The following is a 16,832-nucleotide window of genomic DNA, read 5'->3' on the forward strand; positions in this document are numbered from 1 at the left end:
GGCTCAGGTTATTGAATAATGCCGCGAGGCAAGAAAATGACGAAATAGAAAAGAAACCAGAGTGCGAACACGATGGCCGTCGCGATACCGGCCAGGGCGAGCGCGCCGCCCGGCCCGCGCTGCACGATTTCATCGACGCGCTTGTCCTGGGGAGGACCGCCCGGAATTTCTGGTACAGGAGTTTCGATCATCGTGAATGCCTCAGAAGAGCGGCGCCGAGCGCAACGCGTTGACTTCGCGGTCGGATACCGGCGTGCCGTAATTTCCCCATGCCGTGCGGATGTACGTCACCACGGCTGCGACTTCCTCATCGGAGAGCAACTGGGCGAACGGCGGCATGCCATAGGGCGTCGGGTTCTTGTGGGTGCCGGGCGGATAGCCGCCGTTGAGCACCATGCGGATCGGGTTCACGGCCGAATTCATCTGAATCGACTGGTTGGCCGCGAGCGGCGGGAAGCTGGGCGGCTTGCCCCGGCCGTCCGTCGCGTGGCAGGCCGCGCATTGCGCGTCGTAGATCTTCTTGCCGAGCGGCGCGAGACGGTTCGCCTCTTCGGTCACGAAGCTGCTGCGCGGCGACGTATCGACTTCGCCCGAGTGACCCGGCAGCGACTTCAGATAGACCGCGACAGCGCGCACGTCGTCTTCGGAGAGGTACTGGAAGCTGTCGTAGACGACTTCCGCCATCGGCCCGTACACGGCGCCGCGATTCGACACGCCGGCGTGCAGCAGTCCGACGATGTCGTCGATGCTCCACTCGCCGAGGCCCGCTTCCTTGTTCGACGTGAGCGACGGTGCATACCAGTTCTGCATCGGGATCAGGCCGCCCTCGAACCGCTTCGAAGGCGAATTGCCGCCGAGCGCGTTGATGGCCGTGTGGCACATAGTGCAGTGCCCGAGGCCTTCGACGAGGTAAGCGCCGCGGTTCCATTCCACCGACTGCGTGGGATCGGCCTTGTATTCGCCAGGCCGGAAGAACAGCGTGCGCCAGCCGAGCAGCAAAGCGCGCTCGTTATACGGGAAACGCATGTCGTGCTCGCGGTTCGGCTGGCTCACCGGCGCGGTCGACATCAGATACGCGTAGATCGCATCGGAGTCGGCACGGGTGACCTTCGTGTACGACGCGAAGGGCATGGCCGGATAAAGCAGCGAGCCGTCGCGCGACTTGCCGTCGTGCAGCATGGTGTAGAAGTCGTTGGCGCTCCAGGCACCGATGCCGTTCGTCTTGTCCGACGAGATGTTCGGCGTGTACAGCGTGCCGAATGGCGTCTCCATCGCGCGGCCGCCGCCGAACAGCTTCTGGCCGGGGACCGTGTGGCACGCGATGCAGTCGCCTGCGCGGGCGAGGTACTCGCCGCGCGCGATGACTTCAGCGTGGCTGCCTGCGGCGGGTGCGGCGGGCTGCGCGTGCACGGGCGCCGTGCTCGCGCACAACGTTGCGAGGAAGAACGGGATGAGGGATCGAAGTTTTCGCACGTCGAGGCCTCGGCTTAGTTAGGAACGCTGCCGCATTCGAGCGGCAGGTGCGAAGGCGCCGCAGGCGTCGGATCCGCAGGTGCGGGCTGGGCGGCGAGCCATGCTGAGATCGCCGTGATTTCGCGGTCCGCGAGGTGCGAAGTGATGTCGTGCATACAGTTGGGGTTCGCGGTGCGGCGCGTGCCGAACCGGAATGCGCCCAGTTGTGCGCTGATGTAATCAGCATGCAGGCCGACAAGGCCCGGAATTGCCGGTCGCATACCCGTGAGCGTCTCGCCGTGGCAGGCCGCGCAGGCCGGTATCTTGCGATCCGGTGCGCCGTGCTTCACGAGCTGCTCGCCGAGCGCGAGCGTCGCCGCGTCGACCTTCGGCTGGGCGGGCGCCGGGTAGGGCGGACGCTCCTGCGCGAAGTGCTCGGCGACGGACTTGAGGTAGTCGTCGGGCAGATACGCGAGCAGATAATTCATCGGCGGATAACTGCGTCCACCGTCGCGGAACGCGATCAGCTGGTTGTAGAGGTATCCCGCGGGCTTGCCGGCGAGACGGGGAAAGTAGTCGTTATCGGTGCCCTCGCCATGCTCGCCATGACAGGCGGCACATCCGAGCACGCGTGCCTGCATCGTGTCAGGTGCGCGCTCCGTCGGCGGTTGCGCCGCGAGGAGCGGCGCGCACGGACCAAGCAGCGCCATGACTAACAGGCTGATTTGTTTTCTCAAAGATGCCCTCGCAAGGGTTGTGATGGCACAAAGCCTGATGCAACCGCGTTTCGAAGAAGCGCTGCGCCCCATCACGCTATGTGTTTAGTTCCGATTTTGTTGCGTGTTTGCTGTGAAACATTATCCGAGAAATTTGACATTTAGCGGTAGAACGTTATGCAAAAAAGAGAAAACGCTATCGACGTGCGATAGATCATCGCTTTATGTTTGCAAACACTATATAGCGTACCTAGAAACGTTCGAATACGTATTAGTTGTGTGCCAGGCGCCGTGTGCGAGTTTCGCCGAGATGGGCCGTTTATTGCGATGCAACTATTTGCCGCACCCTGCGCACCCGTTACCGGCATTGATCCGCCGCATCCCGACCGCATACTTAACAGATTGTTGACACCGCCTTGCAGCACGCATGTCAGCGCAAAAAAATCGGCTTCTTGCGCTGAAAGTTGTCCGATCGGCCAAATGCTCGCTGCATTCATATCAGTGTTGTCCGTATTTGAAGGAGGGCACCTGTCAAGCGGCTACTGCGGGACTATGGACTTGTTGGCCATGTTACGTATTACGCATCGATACCGCCAGTCGGGTTGTTATTTGTAATGTCGGATTGTTATTTGTAATGCCAGGCCTGGAAAACATGATATCCGTCAAATAATCGGCCATACATTTGCCATACACCGGCCATGCATCTGACAAACGTCGACCACACGTTCGCCAGGGGCAGCAATGGGATACGGGTTCGCCTTGCGTTAGACTCCATCAGGCCCTGTCAGCGACGACACAATATGGATCGAATCGATGCGATGAAGGTATTCATCGCCGCACTGGACGAAAACAGTCTTGCGGGCGCGGGCCGACGGCTGGGCCGCTCGCCTGCGGCGGTGAGCCGGGCCATCGCGTTCCTCGAAGCGCATACCGGCACGCCGCTGCTCTATCGCACGACGCGCACGATCAAGCTCAGCGAGGCGGGCGAGCGTTACGCGCTGGCCTGCCGGCGCATCCTCGTGGATCTCGAAGAAGCCGACATGCTGGTGGCCGACGAGCGCTCCGCGCCGCGCGGCCTCCTCAACGTGACCGCGCTGGTGGCCGCCGGTGAAGACGTGCTGCGCCCACTGCTCGACGAATTCATCGATCGCCGCCCGGAGGTGTCGATCCGTCTGCAACTGCTCGACCGTCCCGTGAGCCTGATCGACGAGGGCATTGACGTGGCCCTGCGCTTCGCGCATCTCACCGATTCGACGCTGGTGGCGGTTCCCATCGGCGAAGTGCGGCGCGTGGTGGTGGCGTCGCCCGACTATCTGGCCGCGCATCCCGCCATCCACGAGCCCGCCGATCTCGTCGAGCACCGGATCATCTTCATGACGCACTTCGGGCTGGACTCGTGGAGCTTTCCGACCGAGGGCCGCGCGGCGATTCCGCAGGTCGTCCAGTTCGCGCCGCGCTTCATCGTCAACACGATCCGCGGTGCGTTGGCCTCGGCTGTGGCCGGTCGCGGCGTCACGCGCGTCTTTTCCTATCACGTCGCCGAACACGTGAGGACGGGTGCGCTCAAGATCGTCCTGCGTGACAGCGAGCACGCGCCTTTGCCGATTCATCTGCTGACACCGTTCGGCCGGCTTGCGGTACCGAAGGTGCGCGCGTTCGTCGATTTCGCGACGCCGCGCCTGCGCGCGCACTTCGCTGAATTACAGCGCGTCACCCACCGCGATTGAACCGCCGTGTGGAAGAATGGCTTCCGGATGGCGGGGATTCCCCCTATTCCAGCACTAATCTAGACTCGGCCCCATCGACTTCGAGCGCCCCGAGCGGCGCCAATGGCACGGAGAGCCCCATGCAGCCCGCAGCAATCCAACCACGCGCAGCAACGCCTTTCAACGTCTGGCGCGCCACCGTTTCCGGCGCCGGGGCGAGTCTGATCGGCATCGGTCTCGCGCGGTTTGCGTATACGCCGCTTTTGCCCGCGATCATCGGCGCGCACTGGTTTCCCGCGACGACGGCGGCCTATCTGGGCGCGGCGAAGCTCGGCGGTTATCTGGCCGGTGCGCTCGTGGCCGGACAACTGGCCCGCTGGGCGAAGCCCGCGACGGTGCTGCGCGCGCTGATGCTGCTCGCGACGATTGCATTCGTCGCGTGCGCCGCGCCCGTTTCGTTCTTGTGGTTCTTTCTCTGGCGCTTCGTTTCGGGCATATCGGGCGGCGCGCTGATGGTACTGGCTGCGCCGACGATCCTCTCCCACGTGCCGCCGTCGCGCCGCGGTTTCGCGAGCGGCGGGATCTTCACGGGGATCGGATTAGGCATTGCGGCATCGGGAACCATCGTGCCGATTCTGCTGCGCCACGGACTGACCGCGACCTGGCTGGGCCTCGCCGTCGTGTCGCTGCTGCTGACGATGGTCGCCTGGAACGGCTGGCCGGAAGCGGACGCGCCGGTTCACGTGGCGGCAGCGCATCACGCGCATGCTCATCCGCGAACGTTTCCCGCGAAGGGCGTGCGTCTGCTCTATATCGAGTACGGCCTGAACGCCGTGGGTCTCGTGCCGCACATGATCTTTCTCGTGGACTACGTGGCGCGCGGACTCGGCAAGGGTGTCGACGCAGGCGCGCAGTACTGGGTCTTGTACGGGATCGGCGCGATCATCGGGCCGCTCGCGTGCGGCCATCTCGCCGATCGCACGGGTTTTCGCGCCGCGCTGCGCGCCGCCTGGCTCTTGCAGGCCGCGGCGGTTGCGATTCCCGCGATTGGTCTCGGGCCGGTCGGACTCATGATTTCGAGCGTCGTGGTCGGCGCGTTCACGCCGGGCATCGTCCCGCTCGCGCTTGGCCGCGCAAACGAGCTGCTCATGCATCACCCATCCGCGATCAAGGCCGCCTGGAGCCGCGCGACGACGAGCTTCGCTATCATGCAGGCGCTCGCCGCCTATGGTCTCTCGTTCGTGTTCTCCAAAACCGGCGGTGATTACACGATGCTGTTCGTCATCGGTGCGGCCGCCCTGGTCGTCGCACTGGCCGTCGATCTGTTTGGCGCGTTGAGGGCAGAATGAACGCGCTGGTCTCTGCGTCGTCGGCCGGATATGAACTCGTCGCGTTGCGGCTCGCCGCCGGGCTCGCGGGCGGCGTGATCGGCGTGCATCTCGGATTGCATTCGGTGTTTTTCGTCACGGCTGCGCTACTCGTTGCGTGTGCCGGACTCGCGCAGTGGGCGCGCGGACGGCAGCCGCTTCCAGCGACAAGCGGGCCTTTATTCGAGGAGAAGGACAAATGAGCCAATCATCCGGCAAGCGAACCTTGCTGACTCTGCTGGGTATCGAGAAGCCGATTATTCAGGCGCCCATGGCGGGCGTGAGCACGCCCGAGCTGGCGGCGGCCGTTTCGAACGCGGGCGGGCTCGGCTCGCTCGGCTTCGGCGCCAGTAATGCCGAGCGTGCGCGCGCGGCCATTCGCGCAACGCGTGCGCTGACCGACAAGCCATTCAACGTCAACGTTTTCTGCCATCAGCCCGCGCAAGCGAACGAGGCAATCGAGCGCGCGTGGACGAACTGGCTCGCGCCCGTGTTCGAGAAGTACGGCGCGACGCCGCCCGCTACGATGCGCGAAATCAATCAGAGCTTCCTCGTGGACCGCGAGATGCAGAAAGTGCTGATCGAGGAGAAGCCAGCGGTGGTCAGCTTCCACTTCGGGCTGCCACCGGCCAACGTGATCGCCGAACTCAAGCAGGCGGGCATCACGCTGTTTGCAGGCGCAACGAATCCCGATGAAGCCAGACAGGTGGAAGCGGCGGGTGTCGATGCGATCGTCGCGCAGGGCATCGAGGCGGGCGGCCATCGCGGCGTCTACAACCCGGATGCGGACGACCGGCTCGGCACGTTCGCGCTCACGCGGCTGCTCGCTCGTTCGTGTCATCTGCCCATCATTGCCGCGGGCGGCATCATGGACGGCGCGGGCATCGTTGCGGCGCTCGCGCTCGGCGCGCAGGCCGCGCAGCTCGGAACCGCGTTCGTCGCGTCCGCCGAGTCGCCGATCGACGAGGGATATCGCCGGGCGCTGCTGGGCGACGCGGCACGGCACACGACCTTCACGAAGGCCATCTCCGGGCGGGCCGCACGCAGCGTCGTGAACCGCTTCACCCAGCTCGGCGACGATCCTCGCGCGCCGCAAACTCCGGCGTATCCGATTGCCTACGACATCGGCAAGGCGCTCATTGCAGCGGCCAAGGCGAAGGGCGAATTCGGCTACGGCGCACAATGGGCCGGGCAGGCTGCGGCGCTCTCGCGCGCGTTGCCTGCGGCGGAGCTGGTCGCGAAGCTCGAAGAAGAGATGCGCGCGTGCGTAAACGAGATGCGTGAGATCGTGATCTAGCGCGTCACGGTGTCTTGCGACGCGCCGGCGCGTCGGAGACCGTCAATTGATTGATGGGATCGAACGCGCGGTTCTGGCTGTGGTGGGTCAGTGCGCCAGGCCGTCGCCAAGCCGGGCCGGCCGACGGCGGCCTGGGTGTTATCGCGGCAGGATCTGCGCGATGACGACGAGTTCGACTGGCACGTTGGCGGGCAACTGCGTGTGCGAGAATGCTGAGCGCGCGTGCCCTGCCTTATCGCCGAGCACTGCGGCGAAGAGATCCGATGCGCCGTCGAGTACGGCAGGCTGGTCGTAGAAACCGTCGACGTTGCTCACGTGACCTTCGACGCGGACGATGTGATGCAGCCGCTCGAAACCGCCCAGGTGCTTCCTGATTTGCGCGAGCACGTTGAGCGCGGTGATGCGGGCGGCGAGCTTGCCGTCTTCGATGGTCAAGGCTTCGCCGACGCGTCCCGTATAGGCGAGCTTGCCGTCGACGAGCGGCACCTGGCCGGAGATGAAGAGCAGATTTCCGGCTTCGCTCGTCGCCGTATAGTTGCCGAACGGTTGCGGCGGGACGGGCAAGGTGAGGCCGAGATCGGCGAGTTTCTGTTCGATGGGCATTGTGTACTCCTTGACGATGCCTTGCGCTACAGGAACAATTGAGCGCCGCACGCCATGGGCTAAAACGCTATTGTGGCGCTACGCCGTCTCGTTCATCAACTGCTCGCGGATCTTCAGCAGTTCCGCATGCCGTTCCGCGCTGGTATCCGGGTAGCTCAGTTTTAGCGCGCCGAGCGTATCGAGGATGATCTGCGAGACGATCAGCCGTGCGTCATCCTTGTCGTCCGCCGGGACGATGTACCAGGGCGACTGTTCAGTGCTGGTCGCGGAGAGACATCTTTCGTAGGCGTCCACGTAGTTCGCCCAATACTTCCGCTCTTCCATGTCGAATGCGCTGAACTTCCAGTTCTTGTCCGGATCGTCGATGCGTTCGATGAAACGCTTGCGCTGCTCTTCCTTCGACAGGTGAAGGAAAAACTTCACGATACGCGTGTCGTTGCGGTAAAGATGCGCTTCGAACTCGGAGATCGAACGATAGCGTCCATTCCAGAGGGATTTACCCGATCCGGCTTCGAGCGACAGGCCTTCGCCGCCCAGGATGTCCGGATGGACGCGCACGACCAGCACTTCCTCGTAATACGAGCGGTTGAAGATGCCGATGCGGCCGCGCTCCGGCAGATCGCGGGCGGTGCGCCAAAGAAAATCGTGCTGAAGCTCCTGCGCGCTCGGATGCTTGAAGCTGAATACCTGGCATCCTTGCGGATTGACGCCGGACATGACGTGCTTGATGCAACCATCCTTGCCTGCGGCATCCATCGCCTGAAAAACAAATAGCACCGCGAAGCGATTGTCGGCATAAAGTTTCTGCTGTCGTTCACTCAGCTTTTTGACGTGCTCGGCCATTGCCGCTCGATACTCATCCTTTGACTCGCACAGGGGCTTGATGCGTGTCGGCCATTTTTTAAGTTCGATGGTTTGACCTTCACGTACCCGGAAATCATCGGAATGAATTTTCATGGCGCCTTTTCGAGGGTGACATCGTTGCGAACGGTAACAGACTTTTAAGCCTGGCATCAATCCCCGAGCGGGATGAACACGTTGAACTGCCCCTCCTCGGGATGCCGCGAGCGATGGCCTTTGCCGATTGTGTCCTCCACGAGCACGACCGTGCCCGGCTCGCAGCGTCGGCAGTCACCGTCGCTCGTCTCGAACTCGACCCAGCCCGTCAGCCAGATGACGAATTGACGGACCGGCGTGGTATGCCAGTCCGCCACTTTCAGGCCGGCAGGCACCCAGCCGAATCGTACTGATTTCGCCTGTTCCCACGCCGATAGATAAATTGGCGGAATGCCCGGAAACAATTCGAGCGGCGTGAGCGGAATATCCTGATCCTCGAAATGGGACTCGCCGTTGGCGTCGGCGTAGATGCGCAGGCATTTCATGAGGCACCTCCTCGGGACGTTTCTCGTACGTTCGCGATTGCCGGTTTCCCCATGCTAGTCCGGAACCCCGCGCAGCGTCGAGCCAGGCTCTGCTGGAGCGTGACAAATCCTTGTCTCAGGTGTGACACCTCGATCCAGGTAATTGCCCTGGCTAGCTGTTGCTGGTCCATCTTCGTAACCTCCATTCCAACATGAATTAACCACTTCAAATAAGGTTGATCTGGATCGCGACAGCCCGCGTCATCGCACCGGTCACCCTGCAGCAGGTGCGGAACGTAACTGGGATACGTTCTGAAACGAGGCGATCCATCTCGCGAAGTCGTATTTGATTAAAATCAGCGAACGGGGCCTCGAATTCGGATAACTGAGGAGACGAGACGATGAATTGCAAGGTCGCCGGTGCAGCTGCCCTTTGCTGTTTCACCATGATGCAGGCCCATGCCGATATCGTGCTGGGTGCGTCGGTACAGCAAACGGGATCGGACGCCAATACGGGCCGCTATTACGTCGATGCCTACAATTTCGCGATCGACAAGATCAACGCCGCCGGCGGGGTGAATGTAGGCGGCAAAAAAGAAAAGCTGGCGCTCAAGGTTTACGACAATCAGTCGGATCTGAATCTCAGCGTTCGCCAGTATGTGCAGCTCGTCAGCCAGGACAAGGTCAATCTGCTGCTCGGACCGTTCGCGAGCAATTACGCGCTGGCCGACTCGGCCGTTTCCGAGAAATACGAAGTGCCGATGGTGCAGGGCGGCGGTGCGTCCGACCAGATCTTTGCGCGCAAGTTCAAGTACGTATTCGGCACGCTGCCCGCCGCGAGCGACTATTTCGGTTCGACGCTGGCGATGATGAAGGAACTCAAGCCGGTGCCGGCCAAGGTCGCGTTGCTGTTCGCCGACGATGCGTTCGATGTTTCGGTGGCCAACGGTACGCGGCCGCAACTGAAGCAGGGCGGTCTCGATCTGGTTTTCGAGCAGAAATACGCTTCGAATGCATCGGATTTTGGCTCGATCATCGCGCAGTTGAAGGACAAGCAGGTGCAAGCCGTGCTTGTGGCAGGCCACGAAACGGAGGTTCTGAACTTCATCCGCCAGGCCAAGAGCCTGAATTACTCGCCGATGCTGTATTCCTTCACCGTTGGCGTACCCAGCGCGGATTTTCGCAAGTCGATTGGCGCCGATGCCAATTACGCGTTCGGCATGACCTCGTGGATGCCGTCGGCACAGCAGAAGGACGCCTGGTTCGGTGACGGGGAACAGTTCGCGAAGGCGTGGAAGGCGAAGTTCAATTACGAGCCCGACTATCACGCCGCCAGTGGTGTGGCCGATGTAGAGGCAGTGGTCCATGCAATCGAAGCGGCTGGTTCCGTCGATCCGAAGAAGGTGCGCGATGCGCTGGCCAAGGTGGATTTCCCCAGCCTCTATGGCCAGATCAAGTTTGCGGACAACGGCCAGATCAGCCTGCCCCAACAGGTCATTCAGGTGCAGAACGGTGGGGTGAAAGCGATCTACTCCAACAAGTTCCTCGCGCAACCGCTCTATCCGATGCAGCCGTGGGACAAACGATAATACCCACGCCAATACCCGCGCTTAGACCCGGTCTGCCACCGAGAGGGATCGATGCAACTGCTGTTTCAAGTATTGCTTAACGGGGTGCTGCAAGGAGGTCTGTTTGCGCTGATGGCACTGGGGCTGTCGCTCGTATGGGGCGTGCTCAACATTGTCAACCTTGCGCACGGCGCTTTCATCATGCTTGGCGGTTACGTGGTGTGGGTGCTCTATACGCAGACGGGCATCGATCCGTTCGTGCTGCTGCCGGTAGCGGCACTGGCATTGTTCGTCATCGGCTACGCGATACAGCGAGGGATACTGAACCTCGTGATTCGCGGGCCGATGTTCAACACGCTGCTGATCACCTTTGGTCTCAACGTGGTGCTGACCTATCTCGCGCAAATCATTTTCAGCGCGGATTACCGCACGATCAATCCGTCTTACGCGGGCCGCAACGTCGCATTCGCCGGGGCCACGCTGCCATTGGTGAACCTGAGCGCCTTCGTCATCGCCATTGCCTTGACGCTCGGCATCTGGGTGCTGCTGTTGCAAACGCGCATGGGCCGGCGCATCCGGGCCACGGCACAAAACCTCGTAGCAGCGCGTCTCTATGGTGTCGAGCCGCGCAATCTCTATGCGCTGACCTTCGCCATGGGCGCGGCGCTCGCCGGCGTGGCCGGCGGGTTGTACGGCATGGTCTCGCAGCTCAATCCCTATATCGGCGCGACGCTCACCGCCAAGTGCTTTGCCATTTCGATCATTGGCGGTCTCGAGTCTCCGCTCGGCGTGATCGTCGGCGGGTTGGTACTCGGTGTCGTCGAGGCGTTTACGTCGCTGTGGCTGGGGTCGACCTTCGTCGATGCGGTGAGCTTCGGTTTGCTGGTGCTGGTTCTGATCGTGCGGCCTACGGGGCTGCTGGGGCGGACGGTATGAGGATGTTGATGAAGTGGCTGTGGCCGGTGCTGCTGGTCGCACTGATCGCGCTGCCCTGGTGGGGATCCGACATTCTGCTGCAATTCGGAATCGATGCGTTACTGCTCGCCACGCTCGCCCAGAGCTGGAATATCCTCGGCGGCTACACTGGCTATGCGTCGTTCGGGCAATCGGCCTTTTACGGGTTGGGCGCGTATGGCGTGGCGATCGCCATGGTGCAACTGAATCTGCCTTTCGTGGCGGGCATGGCGCTCGGCGTGGTGTTCTGCGTGGTGTTCGCATTGCTGATTGGCGTTCCCGTGTTGCGCCTGAAGGGGCACTACTTCGCCATCGCAACGCTTGGGCTCGCACAGGTTGCGGGCGCAATCGTCTCGAATATCGGCTTCGCCGGAGCCAATATCGGCCTGGTCTTGCCGATGCTGAACAATAATCTGCTGTTCTATGAAACTGCCTTGGGCCTGCTGGCGGCGGCGACGGCGACCGTGTGGTGGCTCTCGCGCAGCCGCTTCGGTTATGGCCTGATCGCGATCCGCGAGAATGAGGGCGCCGCGGCGGTCATGGGCATCAACACCACGTTGTACAAGGTGCTGGCCTTCGTGATCGCAGGGGTATTCGCCGGTCTTGCGGGCGGTGTGCACGCGTACTGGATTACCTTCCTCGATCCCGCCGGTGCGTTCGATCTCACGCTCAACGTGAAGATGATCATCATGACGGTGTTCGGCGGGCCGGGAACCGTGTTCGGGCCGGTGGTCGGCGCTTTCCTGCTGTCCGCCATTTCGGAGGTGCTTGCCGCCAAGGTCACGAGCATCGCGGCACTGTTTTTCGGCGTCGTCATCGTTCTCGCGGTGGTGGCGATGCCGCGCGGTCTCGCGGATCTGCGTCGGCGCATTGCGCGCCTCGGTCTCGGCTATTTCGCGGACAACATCCGCCGCAACAAACTGTGAGTGCGTCATGAGCGGCGAACCTATTCTCGAAGTGCGCAACCTCACGCGCCGTTTCGCAGGCCTGACGGCGGTGAAGGACGTGAGCTTCACGCTCGGCCACGGCGAAGTGCTCGGGCTCATCGGTCCCAACGGTGCAGGCAAGACCACGTTGTTGAGCATGATTTCGGGCACGATTGCACCCAGCGAGGGCAGCATCGTTTTCGAGGGGCGCAGCATCGTTCATCTACCGGCGTTCCGGCGCGCACACCAGGGCATTGGCCGTACCTTCCAGATCATGCGGCCCTTTCCCGGATTGTCGGTGCTCGATAACGTGGCGATCGGCGCGCTGTTCGGCCGCACGAACACGAAAGTGCTCGCGCAGGCGCGCGAGGCTGCGCGCGCCTGCCTTGACCGCGTGGGCCTCGCAAAGCGCGTCGACCAGCGTGCCGACGATCTCGGCGGCCCCGATCGCAAGCGGCTCGAACTGGCCAAGGCGCTCGCCATGTCGCCGCGCATGCTGCTGCTCGATGAGGTCATGGCGGGCCTGAATCTGGTCGAGATCGATGAAGTGATCGATGTCATCCGGTCGCTGCGCGGCGAGGGTTTGAGCATTCTCGTGATCGAGCACGTCATGAAGGCGGTACGCAGCCTGAGCGATCGTGTGATGGTGTTGCATCACGGTGAGCGCATCGCGGAAGGGACGAGCGATGCCGTACTGAGCGATCCGGCGGTGATCGAGGCTTATCTGGGGAAGCGCAAATCATGAATGCCATCGTGGCCGACAGCCGTGCAACGGACGCGATGCCGCTGCTTCATGTGAAGGATCTGAGTGCGGGTTACGGCGAAGCGCCGGTGCTGGCGGGCGTGTCGCTCGACGTGCACGCCGGCGAACTCGTTGCACTCGTGGGCAGTAACGGCGCGGGCAAGACCACGCTGCTGCGCGCGCTGTCGGGCTTGATCCCGGTCGCCTCGGGGGACATCGTGTTCAACGGCGTGTCCGTTGCGGGCTCAACGAGCGACCGGATTTTTCGCGCCGGTCTCACTCAACTACCCGAGGGGCGGCAGCTGTTCGACCAGATGACGGTCGAGGACAACCTGCTCATGGGCGCGAATCTGCGCAACGACAGGGGCGCAATTGCCACCGATCTGGAGCGCATGTACGCGATGTTCCCGCGTTTGAAGGAACGTCGCCGCCAGATCGCCGGTACCATGTCGGGTGGCGAACAGCAGATGTGCGCGATGGCGCGTGCGCTGATGTCTTCGCCGCGCGTGCTGATGGTCGATGAGATGAGCCTCGGCCTTGCGCCGGTCGTGGTGCTGCAGCTCATGGAGATATTGCAGCAGGTGCGCATGAGCGGTGTGACGGTGTTGCTGATCGAACAAGACGTCCACATGGCGCTCGAGCACGCCGATCGCGGTTATGTGCTCGAAACGGGGCGCATTGTGCTTGAAGGGCCGGCAGGGACGCTGCTCGACAACCCGGAAATCCAGGCGGCGTATCTGGGTGTTTGATGGGCGTATCGATGGGCGTATCTGTCCGCGCAACTATCCACGCAACTACGCGCGGGTGTTCTTCCGGCAGCTAATCGATATTCGGCAACAAAAAGCGCTCGAATAGGGATCATGGCTTGAAGCGGGATCACGCAAGCTGCACGCTATCCCGCCTTCGCAGCCAGGGCTCTACATGTCGCCTTCCTCGCATCCGCATTCGGCTTCGGTTGCAATCACGCGATGCAACTGCACGAAGCGCTCATTAACCGGTGTCTGAAAAAGCGGGTCGGCGGGCCGATCGGGGCTTGCCTGCAGAATTGAAGACCAGTCATCGGCATCCAGATGGCGCGTCGCAGCGGGGAATATCGTGAGTTCCTCGAACGCCATGTTATGCCGCAGCCGTTCCGCATACAACCGGATACGAAACTCCAGAAGGTCTCTGGACATATTTTCATCGCGCACCATCGATTCGAGGTCCCGAATCAACTCGTTCCCCAGAAGCGCCAGCGTCGCGTGCTGGGCGGACAGCTCGTTCCCCAGTTGGGGATCCAGCGCCTGCTTTTCGAGCAGCTTGCCGATGATGCGGTCCTCCAGCGCGTGGTGATTCACATCGGGAAAGCGCGTCAGGTAATACAGGGCATCCACGAGCAGTGCGCTGTTCGTCTCGGCCCGTTCGTCGCGAAGCATCGATTGGCGCTCAAGCAGGCTCACGAGGCGCTCCAGACGACGGTGCTCGGCGATCAGGTTGTCAACGATGCTCGCCATGGTTGGCCTCGCGCGATTGCGCCTCTTCTTTCATGACGTCGAGCGCGAGTGTCGAATGTGCGTAAGCTGCACCCGCACGCATCTCGGCCGCGACCCAGATCGCTTCCATTATTTCGTTTTCCGATGCGCCGGCTTTCAGGGCTTCCTTCGTGTGACCACGAATACAGTAGGGGCACTGCGTCACGTGAGCGACTGCCACGGCGATGAGCTGTTTCGTCTTCACCGGCAGCGCACCGTCTGCAAATACGCTGCTACTGAAAGCCCTGAATGCAGCGAGCGGTTCTGGTGCGAGTTCCCGGCGTAGTTTCGCAATTTCCGGGCCTGGTTGCGGATACATTGAGTTTTCCATCATTCACCTTCTGCGAAAAATGCGGACGTTAGCAATCGATATCCTCGCACGCTGTACTCAGATCGCCCGGCGCGCAAGCATGGTTTTGATTTGCCCTATCGCCCTGGCCGGATTCAGGCCTTTGGGGCAGACGTCCGCGCAGTTCAGTATTGAACGGCACCGAAAGAGGCGGTACGGATCTTCCAGGTTGTCGAGTCGCTCACCGGTAGCCTCGTCGCGGGTATCGACCAGAAACCGGTAGGCCTGCAGGAGGCCGGCAGGGCCGACATATTTATCTGGATTCCACCAGAACGAGGGGCACGCGCTGGAACAGCAGGAACACAGGATACATTCGTAGAGGCCGTCGAGCTGATCGCGTTCCTCCGGCGTCTGGCGCCTTTCACGCTCGGGTGGGGGCGTGTTGTTGATCAGGTAGGGTTTGATCGAATGGTACTGCTTGAAGAACGCGGTCATGTCCACGATCAGGTCGCGAACGACGGGCAACCCGGGCAGAGGCCGCAGGACGATATGGCGGGGAACGTCGTTGAGGTTGGTGATGCAGGCGAGTCCGTTCTTGCCGTTGATGTTCATCGCATCCGAGCCGCATACGCCTTCGCGACACGAACGCCGAAAACTGAGTGTCTCGTCCTGGGCCTTGAGCCGGACAAGTACGTCAAGCAACATCCGGTCATCCGGGGTGGTCTCCATCTCGTACGTTTGCATGTACGGCGCGGAGTCCCGGTCGGGATCGTAGCGGAAGATTTCGAAAATTCTTGTGCCACCCACGATGTACCTCCTCTGTGGAAGAGATTTCGCTTTGGGTGCGCGCTGTTCCCTGCGTTGATCTACTCCCCTCGATCATAGACGTGAGGGTGAGCGATCGCGTTGAGAAAGCCCCACCGGCGAGCCAGCCAACCGTAGCCGCGCGGCACGTAAGCGAACACTGCAGTGCTAGCGTTGAGCTATTCGAACGTCATATCCGACCTCGAAAAAGGCAACGAGGAATTCCTCAGGGTAAAGCCATGACTCTACATTTACCGTATTCTCTCGCATATCCGTATCCACCTTCGCGTCAGGGTCAACGGAAATGACGGCCTTCGAAATTTTAAGTATGTCGCCGTCGTCGAGCTTTTCGAGTATGTCAAATTTCATCGATCCTCCATTCCAGGAAATGGCGTGAACGTCCCGTGCAGTTGTTGCAGATGTGCCGTTATCTAGAGTCTTTGTCGCATTGCGGTTGAAACTCGCACTGCGAAATCAGGCGTGGCATTGCGCGTGGCAATTCGGTGAACGGGAAAAAGGTGGGGGTGCACTTCCCGGTCTCTCGACGATTCTTGAGTTGCGCTCTGCATTTGCCACCCTCTTGAGAGGCCATCCAGAACACTTTTCCAGACGTCCTGGCATCGTCCGATGCGCAGGCGATCGCCCGCGAGGGTTGCCTGAAGGTCAAGACAACCGGCTGATGACCTGATTGAAGCGATGGAAGGGCGCGGCGAAAGCCGGCCGGGCATGACGGATGCCATGGTGAGTTTCGTCTGATGCGGCGCGGCGCAATAGCGTCCTCGCACAACTTCGAGACGATGAGCATGTTCTTCAATGCGTCAACATATATCACACCGTGATGAACGTGCCTAGAGGCGGAACATCGGCCGATAATCCGCGGTAATTCTTATCGAAGACCCGTATATGCGCCGCTGGGCGGTCAGCGGGCGTTGCGCCCGGTGGGACTCTGTTACGTTGGCGAAGCGGCGACGCAAGACGTGGATATGAAGCGGGCAAAATCGCCCTGCCAGGGGTACTGGTATCCGGCGGCGATTATCGGTTGAGCCGTTCGCTGGTACTTTCGCTTCAACTTCCGCCTGCGTGATATCGAGGCGTTGCTGCTTGAACACCGCGTGAGCGTGACGGGGGAGAGTCGCTGTCGCCGGTGCGATAAATTCGCACGTTGCCTTTGCACGTTTCCACCAATGCGAAACGCGCCAGCTTTCAACGCCGAAGTCCCGATTCCCCGTTGTATCGGAGATCGAACGGCGTTGTGAAGCTGACGCGGTTCACGATGTGACCAGGCACTCGCAGAATGCCGATGGTCGACGCTCAGTGCATGGCAATGCCTTCGAGCACTTCGTCGTGTTCCTCACGTTCCTTGAGGTACGGCGTGCGGTAGCCTGAGTTGACGCCCCAGTAGTAGAAGGCGAGTGCAACAAGCGCGACCACCAGCATGTCCCAGCCGTAGGGAAGCACGTTGGCGCCGCCAAACTCCTTGCTGCCGATCAGCGAGAGAAGCGCCATCACGGGCAGGTAGGCGCACAGCCACCATGC

Annotated in this window: 19 protein-coding genes and 1 pseudogene; 9 read left to right on the top strand and 11 right to left on the bottom strand. The window is 61.6% G+C overall.

Features of this window, described 5'->3' with window-relative positions; translation table 11 throughout:
• Window positions 1-8: 8 nt before the first annotated feature.
• The 3 genes from ACFPTO_RS24430 to ACFPTO_RS24440 are packed head-to-tail and all read right to left on the bottom strand — an operon-like array spanning window position 9 to window position 2,162.
• Complete coding sequence (locus ACFPTO_RS24430; RefSeq protein WP_293040710.1) at window positions 9-191, bottom strand: hypothetical protein; 183 nt, start codon at window positions 189-191, stop codon at window positions 9-11.
• Window positions 192-201: 10 nt separating this feature from the next.
• Window positions 202-1,473: a c-type cytochrome gene (locus ACFPTO_RS24435; protein WP_377715564.1), complete on the bottom strand. Its 1,272-nt coding sequence runs from the start codon at window positions 1,471-1,473 to the stop codon at window positions 202-204.
• A 14-nt stretch (window positions 1,474-1,487) separates the two neighbouring features.
• On the bottom strand, window positions 1,488-2,162 hold the full coding sequence (locus ACFPTO_RS24440) for a c-type cytochrome (RefSeq protein WP_377715595.1): 675 nt from the start codon (window positions 2,160-2,162) through the stop codon (window positions 1,488-1,490).
• Window positions 2,163-2,968: 806 nt separating this feature from the next.
• Here ACFPTO_RS24440 and ACFPTO_RS24445 point away from each other — a divergent pair.
• The 4 genes from ACFPTO_RS24445 to ACFPTO_RS24460 all read left to right on the top strand — a co-directional run bounded on the left by ACFPTO_RS24445 (window position 2,969) and on the right by ACFPTO_RS24460 (window position 6,538).
• On the top strand, window positions 2,969-3,895 hold the full coding sequence (locus ACFPTO_RS24445; protein WP_377715566.1) for a LysR family transcriptional regulator: 927 nt from the start codon (window positions 2,969-2,971) through the stop codon (window positions 3,893-3,895).
• Between the two features lie 119 nt (window positions 3,896-4,014).
• A complete protein-coding gene (locus ACFPTO_RS24450; RefSeq protein ID WP_377715568.1) occupies window positions 4,015-5,223 on the top strand; it encodes a YbfB/YjiJ family MFS transporter in 1,209 nt (402 codons plus the stop codon).
• The gene (locus ACFPTO_RS24455) at window positions 5,220-5,444 is read left to right on the top strand and encodes a hypothetical protein (protein WP_377715570.1); all 225 of its coding nucleotides are present in this window, start codon (window positions 5,220-5,222) and stop codon (window positions 5,442-5,444) included. Before ACFPTO_RS24450 ends, ACFPTO_RS24455 begins: the two co-directional genes overlap by 4 nt.
• On the top strand, window positions 5,441-6,538 hold the full coding sequence (locus ACFPTO_RS24460; protein WP_377715572.1) for an NAD(P)H-dependent flavin oxidoreductase: 1,098 nt from the start codon (window positions 5,441-5,443) through the stop codon (window positions 6,536-6,538). The genes ACFPTO_RS24455 and ACFPTO_RS24460 overlap by 4 nt, the downstream gene beginning before the upstream one ends.
• A gap of 138 nt (window positions 6,539-6,676) precedes the next feature.
• On the opposite strand, the gene ACFPTO_RS24465 is transcribed toward ACFPTO_RS24460, so the two are convergent.
• The 4 genes from ACFPTO_RS24465 to ACFPTO_RS24480 all read right to left on the bottom strand — a co-directional run bounded on the left by ACFPTO_RS24465 (window position 6,677) and on the right by ACFPTO_RS24480 (window position 8,950).
• The gene (locus tag ACFPTO_RS24465; protein ID WP_377715574.1) at window positions 6,677-7,141 is read right to left on the bottom strand and encodes a RidA family protein; all 465 of its coding nucleotides are present in this window, start codon (window positions 7,139-7,141) and stop codon (window positions 6,677-6,679) included.
• A 78-nt stretch (window positions 7,142-7,219) separates the two neighbouring features.
• The gene (locus ACFPTO_RS24470) at window positions 7,220-8,098 is read right to left on the bottom strand and encodes an ADP-polyphosphate phosphotransferase (protein ID WP_377715596.1); all 879 of its coding nucleotides are present in this window, start codon (window positions 8,096-8,098) and stop codon (window positions 7,220-7,222) included.
• Between the two features lie 56 nt (window positions 8,099-8,154).
• Window positions 8,155-8,523, bottom strand: coding sequence for a cupin domain-containing protein (locus ACFPTO_RS24475; RefSeq protein WP_377715576.1), 369 nt, complete (start codon window positions 8,521-8,523; stop codon window positions 8,155-8,157).
• 205 nt (window positions 8,524-8,728) lie between these two features.
• The gene (locus ACFPTO_RS24480; RefSeq protein WP_377715578.1) at window positions 8,729-8,950 is read right to left on the bottom strand and encodes a hypothetical protein; all 222 of its coding nucleotides are present in this window, start codon (window positions 8,948-8,950) and stop codon (window positions 8,729-8,731) included.
• On the opposite strand from ACFPTO_RS24480, the gene ACFPTO_RS24485 reads away from it, so the two are divergent.
• The 5 genes from ACFPTO_RS24485 to ACFPTO_RS24505 are packed head-to-tail and all read left to right on the top strand — an operon-like array spanning window position 8,949 to window position 13,441.
• Window positions 8,949-10,091: an amino acid ABC transporter substrate-binding protein gene (locus ACFPTO_RS24485; protein WP_377715580.1), complete on the top strand. Its 1,143-nt coding sequence runs from the start codon at window positions 8,949-8,951 to the stop codon at window positions 10,089-10,091. The genes ACFPTO_RS24480 and ACFPTO_RS24485 overlap by 2 nt on opposite strands.
• Before the next feature lie 51 nt (window positions 10,092-10,142).
• A complete protein-coding gene (locus ACFPTO_RS24490; protein WP_377715582.1) occupies window positions 10,143-11,006 on the top strand; it encodes a branched-chain amino acid ABC transporter permease in 864 nt (287 codons plus the stop codon).
• 8 nt (window positions 11,007-11,014) lie between these two features.
• Window positions 11,015-11,950 carry a branched-chain amino acid ABC transporter permease gene (locus ACFPTO_RS24495; RefSeq protein ID WP_377715584.1) on the top strand — a complete coding sequence of 312 codons (936 nt, stop codon included), beginning with the start codon at window positions 11,015-11,017 and terminating at the stop codon, window positions 11,948-11,950.
• Between the two features lie 7 nt (window positions 11,951-11,957).
• Window positions 11,958-12,695: an ABC transporter ATP-binding protein gene (locus tag ACFPTO_RS24500; protein ID WP_296663221.1), complete on the top strand. Its 738-nt coding sequence runs from the start codon at window positions 11,958-11,960 to the stop codon at window positions 12,693-12,695.
• Window positions 12,692-13,441 carry an ABC transporter ATP-binding protein gene (locus tag ACFPTO_RS24505; RefSeq protein WP_377715585.1) on the top strand — a complete coding sequence of 250 codons (750 nt, stop codon included), beginning with the start codon at window positions 12,692-12,694 and terminating at the stop codon, window positions 13,439-13,441. Before ACFPTO_RS24500 ends, ACFPTO_RS24505 begins: the two co-directional genes overlap by 4 nt.
• 168 nt (window positions 13,442-13,609) lie before the next feature.
• Here ACFPTO_RS24505 and ACFPTO_RS24510 read toward each other — a convergent pair whose 3' ends face one another.
• The 4 genes and pseudogenes from ACFPTO_RS24510 to ACFPTO_RS24525 form a co-directional block, all read right to left on the bottom strand.
• Window positions 13,610-14,185 (bottom strand): hemerythrin domain-containing protein, encoded by a 576-nt coding sequence (locus ACFPTO_RS24510; RefSeq protein WP_377715587.1) that lies wholly within the window; start codon window positions 14,183-14,185, stop codon window positions 13,610-13,612.
• On the bottom strand, window positions 14,169-14,522 hold the full coding sequence (locus ACFPTO_RS24515; protein WP_293034988.1) for a carboxymuconolactone decarboxylase family protein: 354 nt from the start codon (window positions 14,520-14,522) through the stop codon (window positions 14,169-14,171). Before ACFPTO_RS24515 ends, ACFPTO_RS24510 begins: the two co-directional genes overlap by 17 nt.
• Before the next feature lie 69 nt (window positions 14,523-14,591).
• Window positions 14,592-15,299 carry a succinate dehydrogenase/fumarate reductase iron-sulfur subunit gene (locus ACFPTO_RS24520; protein WP_377715588.1) on the bottom strand — a complete coding sequence of 236 codons (708 nt, stop codon included), beginning with the start codon at window positions 15,297-15,299 and terminating at the stop codon, window positions 14,592-14,594.
• Window positions 15,300-16,607: 1,308 nt separating this feature from the next.
• Window positions 16,608-16,832 (bottom strand): annotated as a pseudogene (locus ACFPTO_RS24525) (amino acid:proton symporter); the annotation flags it as partial.

Origin of the sequence: Paraburkholderia denitrificans (assembly GCF_042655705.1) — a bacterium.
GTDB lineage: Bacteria > Pseudomonadota > Gammaproteobacteria > Burkholderiales > Burkholderiaceae > Paraburkholderia > Paraburkholderia denitrificans.